The sequence below is a fragment of the Streptomyces sp. TLI_185 genome, assembly GCF_003814765.1.
Lineage (GTDB): Bacteria > Actinomycetota > Actinomycetes > Streptomycetales > Streptomycetaceae > Streptomyces.
This window is the reverse complement of the sequence record NZ_RKRB01000001.1, coordinates 5,443,921-5,457,985: the sequence shown is the minus strand read 5'-3', so window position 1 is coordinate 5,457,985 and position 14,065 is coordinate 5,443,921. Positions and strand designations below refer to the sequence as shown.

Here is a 14,065-nt window from a genome sequence, read left to right as displayed (position 1 = left end):
GTCAACGAGCTCCGAGCCAGGAGAAGGCTGCCTGGGCCGGGCACTCGGCCACATCACGGCGTCGTGCCCGTAGCCGACTCCGATTCCTCCTCTGTCGGCGAGTTCCCGGGCCTGAGGACGAGCCCCTGGCTCACCGATCCGACCGCCGACCGGCAGGGCCTGGCCCTGCTGTGGGACAGCGCAGCCTCCGCCGCATGCTCCCTGCCGGCGCTCGCGGCGAAGGCGTTCGGGCACGCGCCTTCCGATCGCTGGGCATTCGAGCTGGACGAAGCACCGCAGCCGAAGCCAGGCGATTCCCTCGGGCTCCCGCAGGAGCTCAGCCTCCTGCTCCACGCCTGAGACGCCGTACTCCGCGTACTCCTGCAAAGACACTCTCCCGGCGAACGCCGGCTTCCAGCGCTTCGGCGGTAGCCGACCGCCAAGAGGGGCTTCCCGCGCTCCCGGGTCGAAGGCGTGCCCATGGCGTGCACGTAAGACCGGTCAAGTACGGTCAACAGCGGGGTCCGTGATCACGATCATCACGCGGCAGTTCCGTAGCCCGCCTCGCGGCGGCCCGCGACGCGGGCCTCAGCCGTGGACGGCGCACGCCCCGCCCTCTCTTTGATTCGTCGGCCGCGGCGCGCACTCCGACGGTCGGCACGCTGTCTGCTGCTGAAGCAGCTCGAATGAGATGTGCGGGGACAGGGCACGGAGGAAGTCGGGAGCGTCGAAGATCTCGCCGGCGGAGGCGACACCGACCGTGCGGGTCTGGCCGGTGAGGATGCGGTGGACCGCCTCCACCACGAGCGGTGCGCTGACGGCGTAGATGTCCCGGCCGCTTGCCACAGCGCGCCGTTCGGTGCCGCCGGAGCGTACGACGACGTCAACGAGGAAAGTCTGGTCGGACCGCCCGTTCTCATCGGCTGCGGTCGGCGCCGGTGTGTCCGGGGCCGAGAGGTCCCTGGCCGCTTCGGTCGCCATGTGGGTGCGGACCTCGGGGATCGAGAGATGGCTGGGGATGGTGACCACGTCGGCCATCGTGAACTCCCCGACGACCTCCCGCATGCCCATCGGGTCGGGGAAGGGCCACTTCAGGAGCGCCGGCGCGTCGTCGTGGTACTCCAGCCGCCCGTCCGTGTAGCGAACACGCCGGCCGCCTCGACGCTCGCCGGAGACCGCACCGGCGGTGCGCGTCCCGGGGGTCGGGTGCCAACTGCTCAGTCCGTACGCGATGCTCGCCTCGTCGGCCGCCGTCCAGTCCCCCATCGCGGCGGTGGCCAGCAGGTCGCCGAGGCCGCCGTAGAAGGCCATCGCGGGGACGATCACCGCTCCCGCCGCACGGGCGCGGTCCGCGAAGTGCGTGAACGTGTCGAGGTTGGCCTCGATCTCGGCCGCCACATCGACGTACGGGATCCCGGCGCGCAGCGCCGCCTCGATCACGGGGGCGGCAGTCATGGCGAAGGGCCCGGCACAGTTGATCACAGCGTCCGCACCCTCCAGGGCGCGGTCGAGCGAGGCAGGGTCGTCGACCGACGCCGGCCGGACCTCGAGTCCGGGGGCGGATGCCGCCATCGCCCGCAGCTTGCCGGCGTCGCGGCCGGAGAGAACCGGGACGAATCCGCGTTCCCGCAGCCGTGCCACCACAAAGCGTCCGGTGTGTCCGTACGCACCGAACACCGTCACCGTCTGTCCCGCTCCCATGGGCTCTCCCCCGTGCTCGAATGATCTGCCTGATCTGCTTGATCTGGTTGATCCGCTACGAACATCCTGGCCAGGTCGGTCGCCTCGGCGTGAGTGTCCGGAACGACGTGCCCCGTACACTTTCGGACATGGGTACTGTCGTCGCGCTGGCCGTCACCAAGGGGATGCTGCACTTCGAACTGTCCATGGCGTACGAGGTGTTCGCCTCCCCTCCGGTCGGGGTGACCGTCCCCTGGTACGACGTCGAGGTCTGCGGGTCGGACGCCGTGCGGCTCGGCCGGTTCCGGCTGGAGCCCGACCAGGGGCTCGACCGGCTCCGGCATGCCGACACCGTGATCGTCCCCGGCTGGGCGGACACCGACGAGGACCCGCCCGCCGATCTCGTCGGCGCGGTGCGTGCGGCCCACGAGGCAGGTGCGCGCGTGGCCTCCCTGTGCACGGGCGCCTTCGTGCTGGCCGCCGCCGGCCTGCTGGACGGCAGGCGCGCGACCACGCACTGGGCGCATACCGCGGCCCTGGCCGCCCTGTATCCGCGGGTGGAGGTCGACCCGGACGTGCTCTACGTGGACAACGGCAGCGTGCTCACCTCTGCCGGCAAGGCCGCCGCGATGGACCTGTGCCTCCACCTCGTCCGCCTCGACCACGGTTCGTCCGTCGCCAACGCCGTCGCCCGCCGCCTGGTGGTGCCGCCGCATCGGGCGGGCGGACAGGCGCAGTTCGTAGCCGCTCCGGTGCCCGCCCGTGACGACCACCCGCTCGCCGCGCTGTTTCCCTGGGCGATCGAACGCCTCGACCAGCCGCTCACCGTGGAGGACCTGGCACGCCAGGCACGGATGAGCTCGCGCCATCTGGGCCGCCACTTCAGGGCCGTGACCGGCACCACTCCGCTGCAATGGCTGCTGACACAACGGATCCGCCGCGCCCAGGAGTTGCTGGAGACCACCGACGACGTTGTCGACGCCATCGCGACAGCCACCGGCATGGGCACCGCCACGACGCTGCGCCGACACTTCAACCGCACGGTCGGTGTGCCTCCGGACACCTACCGCCGAACCTTCCGCTCACGGCCCCGGCCCGACTCGAATGACGACCGACAATGCCAAGGCTGACGGTGCCGCGGCCAGGGGACACCCTGTGACCGGCTGCCACGACGATGACCGGCACCTCGCAGGCGCCTGCGCAAAGATGGACTGACGTACACGTAGTGACTGTCATGCACGGGGCGCACGCCGAGGTCGGTGAGCAGGTCCCGGACGCGGCCCTACGCGGCCACGTCCCGCGCCTTGAGCCCATCGTCCGCGCGACGATCGGTCAGCCAGGCGGCGAGCGTGACGACAGGGTTGAAGTGGGCCCCGGAGACAGGCCCGAGCAGCACGATGAGCACGCCCAGGCCGAACACGGTGGCCAGCGAGTTGGCGAGCAGTTGGACGCCGGCGTCCCGGGACAGTCCGGTGGCCTGGATACCGGAGCCGACCACGACCGCCACCAGCGCTGCCGAACCGACGGCCTCGGCCAGGGCACGGCGCCCCAGCGAGGCGCTCACGCGAGCGCCTCGGCCGCGGTCGGGGCCTTCAGGAACACGGCGAGCCGGTCCAGGGTGCCGGGCAGCAACCAGTAGTACACCCATGTGCCGCGCCGCTCGCAGTCGATGAGACCGGCCTGGCGCAGAAGCTTGAGGTGGTGGGAGATCGTCGGCTGGGAGAGATCGAAGGCCGGGGTCAGCTCGCAGACGCAGGTCTCGCCGCCCTCCCCACGCGAGGCGATCATCGACAGCAGGCGCAGCCGGACCGGATCGCCCAGGGCCTTGAAGACCTTGGCCAGTTCGGCCGCCCGCTCGTCGTCGAGTGGTGCCGTGGACGCTCCGGCGCAGCAGTCGGCGTCCTGGCCGATCACCTCAAGCTCTTGTTTCGACATGCCTCTATGTTGACGTTTGTCGATCCAAGGCGCAAGGTTGCATCAACGAACTTCAATACAGGCCGTTCCGGGCACCGTCGTGCCCCGTCACCCAGGAGTGAAGTGATGAACGAGCAGTCCACCGACCTGCGCGAAACCGTCCGCCGGCGCTACGCCGCCGCAGCCGTGAAGGTCGCCGAGGGCGGCACCGCCTGTTGCGGACCTCAGCCGGTCGAGGTCGACGAGAACTTCGGCTCCACGCTGTACGCCGCCGACGAGCGCAGCGTCCTGCCCGCCGAAGCGGTCGCCGCCTCCCGCGGCTGCGGCAACCCGACCGCCGTGGCGGAACTGCGCGAGGGCGAGTACGTCCTCGACCTCGGCTCCGGCGGCGGCATCGACGTCCTGCTCTCCGCCCGCCGCGTCGGCCCGACCGGCAAGGCGTACGGGCTCGACATGACCGACGAGATGCTCGCCCTGGCTCTGACCAACGCCGAGAAGGCGGGCGCGACCAACGTGGAGTTCCTCAAGGGCACCATCGAGGCGATCCCGCTCCCCGCGCACACCATCGACGTCGTCATCTCCAACTGCGTGATCAACCTGTCCGTCGACAAGCGCGCCGTCTTCACCGAGGCCTACCGCGTCCTCAAGCCAGGCGGCCGTATCGGCGTCTCCGACGTCGTCGCCGATGACGAGCTCACACCAGAGGCACGTGCCGAGCGCGGCGACTACGTCGGCTGCATCGCCGGCGCGCTCTCCTTCACCGAATACAGGCAGGGACTGGAGGCCGCCGGCTTCACTGAAGTCGAGATCACCCCGACCCACCCGGTCGCTGACGGCATGCACTCCGCCATCGTGCGCGCGGTCAAGCCCGCAGGCGCCCGCGAGCCGGCCAACTCCTCCGCCGGGGCAGACGCATCGAATTGATCCGCCGAGGGCATGGCGCCGACTTTGCAGGACAGGGCTCGGTGCCCGGGCTTCGGCTGGAGGACCGCGGCAAGGGCGGCGAGCACCAACACTGCGGCACGGGCGGCGACGAGTGTCCTACTGTCACTCCGCGCGGCACTCGCCGGCGCCGTGATCGCGTGAGCCATGCAGAGTAGGAAAACGAAGATGCAGAATCCGTTCAGGGACGGCGGTCCGCTCGACATCGCCATGGGACTGCTGGGTCTGCTGCTCTCGATCGCTCTGTTGTGGATGGGCATACGGATGGCCCAGAACGGGCGCGCGTGGTGGTGGCCGCTGACGGCAGGCGTGATGGTCGTCCTCAACCTGCACGGCCTGCACCGGCGCCGCCCGTCGAAACGCCAGAGCCGTCCGTAGGCACGGCACGCAATCCGGGCCTGGCAACCCCGGGCTGGAACCCTGTACTGATCCACCCGTCACACCACCCCTTGGTAAGAGTCGGGTAAGATCCGGCCACTTGTGCGAGGGCGGGGGCCCTCGTAGGGAGGGAACTCAACGTGGGCAGACACGCCCTGAGACGGGGCGGGCCTGCCGCCGTCGTCTCCTCGCTCGTGGTGGCCGTCGTGGCCGCGTCCGTCGTCGTCCTGTCGGAAGGGGGCGGCTCCGCGCAAGCGGCCGAGGCCGACACCACCGCGATCACGCTGGTGGACCCCAGCTCCACCACACCACGCACCGACCGCCCGTACGTCGCGGGCGACAGCGGCTTCCTGCACCGGCAGACCGGCAAGCCCGGAATGCTGTGGACCGACTACGCGACGGGCCGGACCGTCACCGTCGAGAAGGCCGACGGCAGCGTCTACACCCCGTCCTCGACCTGCTACTACGTGGACTCCGAGTGCCGTACGGCCTGGTACGGGTCGGACAGCGACCTGATCGCCCTGCCGTCGTCGTCGACGTCGTCCTCGTACCTCACTCTCTGGGACCCGGCCACGGCCACGACCCAGAGCCTGAGCTGGGCCGGCTCCACCACCCACGGCTACTACCGGGCCCTGGCCGGAGACACGGTCGTCACCACGTACTCCCTGATCGACAAGGTCGACGGCGTCTGGCGCCCCCGCAAGGTGACCGGTGACGCGACGAGCGTGGGAAGCGAAGACGTCCTCGCCGCGGACTCCTCGGGTGTGCTCGTGGCGAACGGCACCTACGGCTCGCTCCACTACATCGACATCGAGTCGGCCGTGAGCACCAAGGCCTTCGCGGGCGCCACCACCAACTCGACGTTCCTGATGAGCGCGGACCGCGTCGGCTGGTACAACAACGGCACCGCCGAGCTGCACCTGAAGTCCCGTACCGATCTCACCGCCGCCGAGCAGGTCGTCACCCTGCCTGCCAACCCGGGCGCGCTCGACGGCGACCCGGTCCTGGTCGGCGACTGGCTGCTGCTGCCGCTGTCCTCCAGCGACCTCGGCTCGAAACTGCTCGCGGTCAACGTCAACGACCCCTCGGTCCAGCAGACCGTGCTGGCGAGCGCCGGCGCGTACACGCTGGCGACCGGTGACCGAAGCGCGCTCGTCTCCGGCGGCACCGACGCCACCGACTGGTGGGTGCAGCGGGTGAGCCAGGCCGAGGACGGCACGCTGCGGCTGGAGAAGGTGCTCGAGTCCCCGGCGGTGGAGAACGCCAAGACGGGCATCGCGCTCAGCCGCGGCAGCCTGCGCGTCGCCGAGGACGACCCGACGGCCACCGCGGACACCACGTCCGTACGTACCCTCACCACCGACGGCTCCGCCACGCTCACGGCGTCCGAGGCCACGGCGAGCGGATCGATCTACGCCGCCCTCTGCCCGTACGAGGGCACCACGTGCTCGGCGCTGTGGGGGAACCTCGACGCCCACGACGTCTACCTCGACGCGGGCGGCGGCACCGACGAGGGCGAAGGCCTCGGCGACGACCGGCTGAAGGAAATCGGCGGCCACTATCTGGACTTCGGCAGCCGGGGCGGCCACATCGTCGACGTATCCGACGACTACGCCGTCTTCGACTCCGGCGGCAGCGCCCCGGCGCAGTACGTCGGCGAGTTCGGCCAGGGCGAGAAGCTGAAGCGGTCCGTGCGCGCCGCCGCCCTGAACGGCTCCACCCTCTGGAGCGCCACCACCACCGCCGGAACGCTCACCTCGTACAGCATCCCGCTGGCGAAGACGCTCACCACGGTGACCGTCCCGGGCCTGGCCTGCGTGCCGAGCGAACTCCAGGCGGCGGGACGCTGGGTGTACTGGGCCTGCGGGACGGACTCGGCGGGCGTGTACGACACCAAGTCCGGTACGTCGACGGCGGTCACCCCCGGCGACGTGCTGCTCGGTGACGGCTTCACCGTCCGCCACGACCATGGCGCGGGCACGCTGGTCCTCACCGAGGCGGCCACCGGCACCACCCGCACGATCGCCTCCGACCTGGCCGACAAGGGCCTTGCCGTGGACCGCCGTTACCGCTGGACGGTCGACGAGTACACCGGTCTGGTCGCCTGGTTCGACGACTACGAGCGCACCCACGTCACCACCACGGGCATCGCCCCGTCCGCCGTGACGGCCTTCGAGACCTCGGTCGGCGACTTCGTGTCCACGGGGGTGTCCTTCGACGGCACCTGGGTGCTGTCCCGCCCGGTCACCTCCTGGTCGCTCACCTTCACCTCGGTCCAGAGCGGCGCGAACGGCAAGGTCACCCGCACGATCACCGGCGGCTCGACCCCGGCCCGGGTGAGCGCGACCTGGAACGGCAGGACGGCGAGCGGCGGTTACTTCCCCAACGGGCACTACACCTGGACCCTGAAGGCGACCGGCCTCGGCACCGCCACTCCGAACACGGTGACCAGCGGCAAGGGCTTCCTGCAGCGCGGAGCCGCGGTGCGCCGCGACTTCGTCAGCCCCGACGGCCCGGACGGCCGCGGTGACCTGCTCACCCTGAACTCCTCGGGCGGACTGACCTTCCACAGCGGCACGGGGACGGGCAGGTTCGGCGACAAGTACACGGGCACCGGCTGGCCCACGACCGTCACGGCGATCCCCTTCGGCGACCTCAGCGGCGACCGCTGCAACGACGTCCTCGTCCGCTACAGCAGCGGCGCGCTGCGGCTGTACAAGCCGGGCTGCGGGGCGGCGGTCAAGCCGTCCACGTCGTACACGACCCTCGGGACCAGCGGCTGGACGCAGTACAACGCGCTCACCTCGCCCGGCGACGTGAGCGGTGACGGGCGGCCGGACCTGATCGCGAGGAACTCGTCCACCGGGGCGGTCTACCTCTACAAGGGGACCAGCGACGGCAAGCTCGCCTCCCGCGTCAAGCTCTACGACAACTGGAAGGGCTACAAGAAGATCGTCGGCACCGGTGACATCACCGGCGACGGCAAGGCCGACCTCCTGGCCCAGGACACGTCCAACAACCTCTACCGCTACGACGGCAGGGGCGACGGCACGTTCGCGGCCCGCGTCAAGGTGTTCTCGAACTGGGGCGGCTCGTACAACGTGGTCGTCGGGGTCGGCGACATCACGGACGACGGCAGGCCGGACCTGGTCTCCCGCGACACCGGTGGCAACGTGTGGCGCAACAGCGGGGACGGAAAGGGCTCGTTCGGTCCGCGGGCGCAGATCGCGAGCGGATGGAGCGGCTACAAGGCCCTTTCGTAGGCGGTGAGTTCGGACCCACCAAAGGCGCCCGGCAGCTTGATGCCACCGGGCGCCTTTGCACTTCCCGCGTTGTGCCGGCGCACAGTTGCTGCTCCGGGATGCCGGGGCTCCTGGGCGGATGGATGCATGACCGGCTTCGGGCAGGCTGTGCTCAGGCGGGCCGGGTGGGGGCCCGTAGTTCGGTCTTGTATCCGCCCTGGGGGGTGGGTTCGGCGGTGAAGGTGCCGTCGAGCAGTTCGGCGCGTTCTCTCAGGCCGATCAGGCCGTGCCGGGCGCTGGGCAGGGCGACGGAGGGGCGGGAGGGGGCGGTGTTGGTGACGGTGACGCCGAAGTGCTGCGTGTCGTGCCACAGGCGCACCTCGGCGCGGGCGCCGGGAGCGTGCTTGCGTACGTTCGTGAGGGCTTCCTGGACCGTGCGGTAGACGGTGCGCTGGGCGGTTGTGCTGATGCCGGCCGGGAGCCCGCCGGTCAGGGTGGTCTCGATGCCGCTGTTGGCGATCAGCTGCTGGAGGTCGGCGAGGGTGGGCTGGGGGGTGAGTTCGGTTTCCTTGCCACCGGAGGCGCGCAGCAGGGTGACCATGTGGCGGAGTTCGTCGAGGGTGTTCACGCTCAGGGTGCGGATGGTGCGGGCGGCGTCGCGGGCGTCGGGGTCCTTGGCGGCGACCTGCAGGGCTCCGGCCTGTACGGCGATGAGGCTGACCTGGTGGGAGACGACGTCGTGCATCTCGCGGGCCAGTTGGGCGCGTTCGCGGGCGAGGACGGTCTGGGCGTACAGGGCGCGTTCGTGTTCGCGGGCCTGTTCGACCTCGACGAGCTGTCGGGCCACGTCGTGTCCGGCCTGCACGAGCTGGCCGAACAGGATCGGGGCGAAGGCCGTGGCCAGCGTGTAGACGAACTGGATGAACGTCCAGGTCTGGTCGCCGGAGAGCGCGTCGGACAGGGGCCAGGCGAGGGTGCTCGCCGCCGCGTTCAGCAGGGCGCAGCCGGCCAGCAGCGGGCGGTTGCGGGTGCTCGTGGCCAGTGTGTACAGGGTGGCGATCGGCGCGACTGCCACGTCCATGAACAGGGTCATGGGCAGGGTCAGCAGGAAGACCGTCAGGGGAAAGCGCCTGCGCAGGAGCAGTCCGGCGCAGCCGACGGCGGCGCAGGCCCACATGAACCGTGTCGCCTCGCCGTAGAGGTTGATCCAGGCGTCGAGTGCGGCGAGCACGACGAGGCCCGCGTCGACGGCCCAGGGCGGCACCCGCCGCCACAGGGCCTGACCCGTGCTCATCATCCGTTGCTCCGTGCCGGGTCGGCGCCGTCGTCGCTGAGCAGTCCGGCCCGCTCCGCGAGGAGCGCCGCCTGGACGCGGCTGGAGACCCGGAGCTTGGTCAGGATCGAGCTGACGTGGTCCTTGACGGTGCCCGCGCTCAGATGGATGCGGGTGCCGATGTCGGCGTTGGACAGTCCTTCCGCGATCAGGACGAGGACGTCACGTTCGCGGTCGCTGAGCAGATGCACGCGCGCCACGTCCGCGTCCTGGGGCGCTCCCGCCCCCGGATGGCTGCGCAGCAGAGCCCGCGAGGCCTTCGGGGACAGCACCACCCCGCCCGCGGCCAGGGTGCGTACGAGGTGGGCGAGTTGTTCGGGCTCGGTGTCCTTGAGCAGGAAGCCCGCGGCTCCCGAGCGCAGCGCGGTCACGATGTACTCGTCGGTGTCGAAGGTGGTCAGCATGGCCACCGGCGGCGGCTCGGGCAGCGTCTGGATCTCCCCCAGGACGGTCAGGCCGTCCACGTCCGGCATGCGGATGTCGAGGAGCACGACGTCCGGCTGCTCGCGCCGGATCACGTCGGCGGCCTGCGCTCCTTCCGCGGTCGCCACGACCTGGATGCCGTCGGAGGCGTTCAGGATCAGCTCGAACCCGGACCGCACCAGCGCCTCGTCGTCCACCACCACTACCCGGATCACCGGCGTTCCGCCTCACACTCGTCTGCTCTGTCCAGCTTCTGGGCGCCCCGTACACCCCGGCGTCGGGGCGTCCACGTTCTCGTACGGTGATCGCCTGCTGCCGACAGTACGTCCGCCGAGGTGCGCGACGGTGCGGCCCCTGTGGACACCCGCCACCCGGCAGGCCGGTTCCAGCCGTTCGGGGGGGATTGGTCCGTGGGCCCGCCCGAGCCGGACGCGTCGCTCGGGCCGGTGGTCGTGGTGGCCAACGCCTTCATCGAACAGGGCAGTTGGCCGTCCGGGCCCGCCGACCGGCCGGCGCGGCGCTGCTCCGCCGGTCGGCGGGGCGGTCCCGGACCGTCGGCGGGGGTGCCACCGAAGCCTGCCGGATGGTGCGCCTCCTGACGGCACCCAACGATTTTCGTATGACACAGATACAGCCGCCACAGGAGACACCGGCTCCGCAGGAGAACTCGCCTCCACAGCCCCGAACCCCGCCCGAGTCCGCCGGGCAGGCCCTGGGCGGTCCCTCGATGGGACGCCTGGTCGGGGTGGACCTGGCCCGCGCGCTGGCGGTGTTCGGCATGTACATCGTGCACATCGGCCCCCCGCTGTCGGCCACACACGGGGTCGCCAGCTGGATCCGCTACATCGCGGACGGCCACTCGTCGGTCCTGTTCGCCACCCTCGCCGGGTTCTCGCTGATGCTGATCGCGGGCCGGTTCGAGCCGAAGACCGGACTGGCCGGGCGGCAGGCGAAGGCCCGGATCGCGATCCGCGCCGTGATCCTGCTGGCGCTGGGCACCGCGATGGCGATGGAGTACGGGGGCGTGATCATCCTCGGCTTCTACGGCGTCTACTTCCTCCTCGCCCTGCCCCTGGTGAGGCTGAGCGCGGGGACCCTCGCGATGATCGCGGCGGGGCTCGCGCTCGTCACGCCGCAGCTGGCGTACGTCCTGACGACGCACCTGAGCGATTCCGTCCAGCAGAGCGTCAACGCCTACGACCCGCTCCGCCACCTCAGCGAGGTGGGGGTGCTCGATCTGCTGCTCACCGGTTTCTACCCGGCGCTCACGTGGATGCCGTTCGTGATCGCCGGCATGGCGCTGGGGCGCATGGACCTGTCGGCGGCTGCCGTCCAGCGGCGCCTGGCGGCGCTCGGCGCCGGCCTCGTCGTGGGGGCCTACGGCCTGTCCCTGCTGCTGGCGGGCAAGAACGCGTTGAGGAGCACGGCGGAGGACATGTCGTCGTCCGGTGGCTCCGGGGCGGCGTCCATGGGCAGCGGGTCCGGCGAGCCCCAGCGGGCGCTCTCGGAACTGTTGACCGCCGGGCCGCACACCGGCACCACGTTCGACATCATCGGCAGCGTCGGAGTCGCGATCCTCGTGATCGTGGGCGCGACGGTGCTGATGGACCGCCTGCCGCGACTGCGCCGCCTGGCGAAACCGGTCATCGCCGTGGGCACCATGTCCCTGACGGCCTACGTCGGCCACTTCCTCGCACAGTCCGTGCTGTCCACGCCCGCCGGGACCGGCACCCAGCAGTCATGGGTACCGCTGCTCATGTACGTCCTCGGAGCGATCGTGTTCGCCGCGATCTGGTCCCGCTTCTTCCGCCGCGGCCCCCTGGAGTACCTGCTCAACACCGCCACCAAGCCCGCCAAGTACGTCCGGTGAGGTCCGGCCGGGGTGGCTCGGCTTCGTGCCCCATCCCGGCCTGAACGGTCTGCCCGGCCCGCAAGGGGATCACCCTTGCGGGCTTCAGTGCTCGGTGGACTCGTCCGGGCTGCGGGGGGTGTCGGCGAACCGAACCTCGAGGAACCGGCCGTGGCTGTACAGCACGGCGAAGGTGCCGGGGCGGCCACGCTGGTGAAGCCGTCGGACTGGACGGGAGAGCGAACCGCCTGGTGACGCAGGCGCTGTCCTCAGCCTCACGCGTCTGTGGCGCGCCGGTATCCGGCGGATGTCCGACGCCGCCCCGCCGCCCCGCCGCCTGGTCCGGCTGCCCCCGACGCACGGCGGGGGCAGCCGGTGGCCGACGACCGACGGCCGACGGCACCGGCGAGCCCATGGATCAGGTCCGTCTCACTCGCCGGAGCGTCCCGCCGAGGTCAGCAGCTGCGTCGCCGCGAGCTGCGCGTACAGCTCGTCCATGGCCACCAGCTCCTCATGGGTGCCGACCGCGCGGACCCTGCCCGCGTCCATGACGACGATGCGGTCGGCGTCCGTGACGGTCGACAGGCGGTGGGCCACCACCAGCACGGTCGTCTCGCGTGCGGCCTCTGCGATGACGTCACGCAGTGCCAGCTCGTTGACGGCGTCAAGCTGCGAGGTCGCCTCGTCCAGGAGCAGCAGCCGGGGCCTGCGCAGCAGCGCGCGGGCGATCGCGATGCTCCCCCACCTTCGGCGGGGGGATCCCCAGGCGCTCGCCGCCGGACAGTTTCGAGCCGCGGTGCCCGACCGGGGTGTCCAGGCCGTGCGGGAGACGCTCGACGAGGGCGTCGAGCCTGGTCCGGGCGAGGACCTCGCGAATGTCGTCGTCGGTCGCACCGGGCGCGGCGAAGACCAGGTTCTCCCGCAGCGTGCCGGCCAGCACCGGCGCGTCCTGCTCGACGTACCCGATGACGGACCGCAGCTCGGACAGCGGCCACTCGGTCACGTCCTTGCCGTCGACGAGGACGCGGCCGCCGGTCGCTTCGTAGAACCGCTCGACGAGCGCGAAGAGCGTCGACTTGCCCGCGCCCGAGGGGCCGACGAAGGCCGTCATCCCGCCGCCCGGCACCTCGAAGTCCACCCGCTGGTGGATGTCCGGCAGCCCGGGTGCGTACCGGAAGGACACCTCCTCGAAGCGGACCGACGCCGGACGCAGCCGTACCGCTTCCGTCTCCGTGGGCCGCACCGGCCGGTGCCGGTCCTGGGGCTCCGTCGCCAGGCCGTCCACCTGTGCGATACGGGCGATCGCGGCCGCGCCCTCCTGGTAGTGGGAGGCGGCTTCGACCAGCTTGTACACCGGCTCCATCAGGTAGAAGAGGTACAGCAGGAACGCGATGAGCGTGGAGACCGGGATCTCCCCGGACGCCACCCGCGCCCCGCCGACGGCGAGGACCGCGAGGAACGCCAGCTCGACGGCGAGGTTGTCCGCCGACCCCAGCACGGCCTCCCACTTCGCGCTGCGCACGCCGTGACGCCACGCCCTGCGGGCCGCCGCCTCCACACGAGCGGCCTCCCGCCCCTCGGCGCCGGACGCCTTCACCGTACGGAACGCACCGAAAACCCGCTCCAGACCCGTGGACATCTCCCCGACAGCCGCCTGCGAACGCTCGGTGGCCTGCCCGATCTTCGGCATCACCAGCGCGGCACCCACACCGACGACCGCGACCACGCCGAGCGTGACGCCCAGCAGGACGGCATCGAGGAACGCCATCACCACGACCGCCGCGACCAGCGTCACCGCCCCGGTCGCCGCGGAGACCACCGCCTGGGTGCTGACCGCCCGCAGCAGCGTGGTGTCGGAGGTCACCCGGGACATCAGATCCCCCGGCTGCATCCGGTCCACCTCCGCGAGGCGCAGCCGCAGCAACCGGCCGATGAGGCCGCGGCGGGCGGCGAGCACCACCGACTCCGCCGTCCGTTCCAGCACATAGGCACCGAACGCCTCGGCCACCGTGCTCAGCAGCACCAGCACGGTCAGCATCAGCAGGACGGTGCCGATCGTGCCCCCGGACGAGAGCCAGTCGACCAGCGTCTTCGTGGCCAGCGGCTGCAGCAGCCCCCCGGCGGCCCCGGCCAGCGCACACAGCAGACCGAGCGCGACGGCCCACCGGTGCGGACGGACGTACCCGTACAGCGCCTTGAGCGTCTCGCGGGCGCTCAGGGACTCGGCACCCGTCGTCTTCGGGGCGGATGCGGTGTTCACAGGATTCCTTTCCCACGTGGTCGGCCGCGCGCCGCGGCAGCGGCTGCGGGCACCAGCCCGCGCCT

At 71.2% G+C, this 14,065-nt stretch carries 10 protein-coding genes and 2 pseudogenes; 6 read left to right on the top strand and 6 right to left on the bottom strand.

The genetic code is table 11. From position 1 onward, the window contains the following. Positions 1–63: 63 nt before the first annotated feature. Positions 64–339 (top strand): hypothetical protein, encoded by a 276-nt coding sequence (locus EDD92_RS25150; protein ID WP_123966380.1) that lies wholly within the window; start codon positions 64–66, stop codon positions 337–339. Between the two features lie 228 nt (positions 340–567). On the opposite strand, the gene EDD92_RS25145 is transcribed toward EDD92_RS25150, so the two are convergent. Further along, positions 568–1,680: a trans-acting enoyl reductase family protein gene (locus EDD92_RS25145; protein ID WP_260326737.1), complete on the bottom strand. Its 1,113-nt coding sequence runs from the start codon at positions 1,678–1,680 to the stop codon at positions 568–570. A 128-nt stretch (positions 1,681–1,808) separates the two neighbouring features. Here EDD92_RS25145 and EDD92_RS25140 point away from each other — a divergent pair, with 128 nt between their 5' ends. After that, positions 1,809–2,789 carry a helix-turn-helix domain-containing protein gene (locus tag EDD92_RS25140; RefSeq protein WP_123966379.1) on the top strand — a complete coding sequence of 327 codons (981 nt, stop codon included), beginning with the start codon at positions 1,809–1,811 and terminating at the stop codon, positions 2,787–2,789. A gap of 155 nt (positions 2,790–2,944) precedes the next feature. Here EDD92_RS25140 and EDD92_RS25135 read toward each other — a convergent pair. Then, positions 2,945–3,307 (bottom strand): annotated as a pseudogene (locus EDD92_RS25135) (aquaporin); the annotation flags it as partial. Further along, positions 3,220–3,594 carry a helix-turn-helix transcriptional regulator gene (locus EDD92_RS25130; RefSeq protein WP_123966378.1) on the bottom strand — a complete coding sequence of 125 codons (375 nt, stop codon included), beginning with the start codon at positions 3,592–3,594 and terminating at the stop codon, positions 3,220–3,222. The gene EDD92_RS25130 and the pseudogene EDD92_RS25135, both read right to left, overlap by 88 nt. A gap of 105 nt (positions 3,595–3,699) precedes the next feature. On the opposite strand from EDD92_RS25130, the gene arsM reads away from it, so the two are divergent. From arsM to EDD92_RS25115, 3 genes are all read left to right on the top strand, one after another. Continuing rightward, positions 3,700–4,497, top strand: coding sequence for an arsenite methyltransferase (arsM, locus tag EDD92_RS25125; RefSeq protein ID WP_123966377.1), 798 nt, complete (start codon positions 3,700–3,702; stop codon positions 4,495–4,497). Positions 4,498–4,683: 186 nt separating this feature from the next. Next, positions 4,684–4,893: a hypothetical protein gene (locus EDD92_RS25120; protein WP_123966376.1), complete on the top strand. Its 210-nt coding sequence runs from the start codon at positions 4,684–4,686 to the stop codon at positions 4,891–4,893. 140 nt (positions 4,894–5,033) lie between these two features. Beyond that, positions 5,034–8,156 carry an FG-GAP-like repeat-containing protein gene (locus EDD92_RS25115; protein WP_123966375.1) on the top strand — a complete coding sequence of 1,041 codons (3,123 nt, stop codon included), beginning with the start codon at positions 5,034–5,036 and terminating at the stop codon, positions 8,154–8,156. Positions 8,157–8,307: 151 nt separating this feature from the next. On the opposite strand, the gene EDD92_RS25110 is transcribed toward EDD92_RS25115, so the two are convergent. Next, positions 8,308–9,429 (bottom strand): sensor histidine kinase, encoded by a 1,122-nt coding sequence (locus EDD92_RS25110; protein WP_123966374.1) that lies wholly within the window; start codon positions 9,427–9,429, stop codon positions 8,308–8,310. Then, positions 9,429–10,094, bottom strand: a complete 666-nt coding sequence (locus EDD92_RS25105; protein ID WP_185124439.1) for a response regulator transcription factor — start codon at positions 10,092–10,094, stop codon at positions 9,429–9,431. The genes EDD92_RS25110 and EDD92_RS25105 overlap by 1 nt, the downstream gene beginning before the upstream one ends. 416 nt (positions 10,095–10,510) lie before the next feature. Between EDD92_RS25105 and EDD92_RS25095 the strand changes: the two genes are divergently transcribed. After that, entirely contained in the window at positions 10,511–11,761 is a 1,251-nt protein-coding gene (locus tag EDD92_RS25095; protein ID WP_185124119.1) for a DUF418 domain-containing protein, read from the top strand. Between the two features lie 408 nt (positions 11,762–12,169). On the opposite strand, the pseudogene EDD92_RS25090 reads toward EDD92_RS25095, so the two are convergent. Then, positions 12,170–14,000 (bottom strand): annotated as a pseudogene (locus EDD92_RS25090) (ABC transporter ATP-binding protein). Positions 14,001–14,065: the final 65 nt, after the last annotated feature.

Bases quoted from the DNA above. Each gene is read 5' to 3' on its own strand.
- EDD92_RS25110 (WP_123966374.1), bottom strand. From the start codon at position 9,429: ATGAGCACGGGTCAGGCCCTGTGGCGGCGGGTGCCGCCCTGGGCCGTC.
- EDD92_RS25095 (WP_185124119.1), top strand. From the start codon at position 10,511: ATGACACAGATACAGCCGCCACAGGAGACACCGGCTCCGCAGGAGAAC.
- arsM (WP_123966377.1), top strand. From the start codon at position 3,700: ATGAACGAGCAGTCCACCGACCTGCGCGAAACCGTCCGCCGGCGCTAC.
- EDD92_RS25130 (WP_123966378.1), bottom strand. From the start codon at position 3,594: ATGTCGAAACAAGAGCTTGAGGTGATCGGCCAGGACGCCGACTGCTGC.
- EDD92_RS25120 (WP_123966376.1), top strand. From the start codon at position 4,684: ATGCAGAATCCGTTCAGGGACGGCGGTCCGCTCGACATCGCCATGGGA.
- EDD92_RS25145 (WP_260326737.1), bottom strand. From the start codon at position 1,680: ATGGGAGCGGGACAGACGGTGACGGTGTTCGGTGCGTACGGACACACC.
- EDD92_RS25140 (WP_123966379.1), top strand. From the start codon at position 1,809: ATGGGTACTGTCGTCGCGCTGGCCGTCACCAAGGGGATGCTGCACTTC.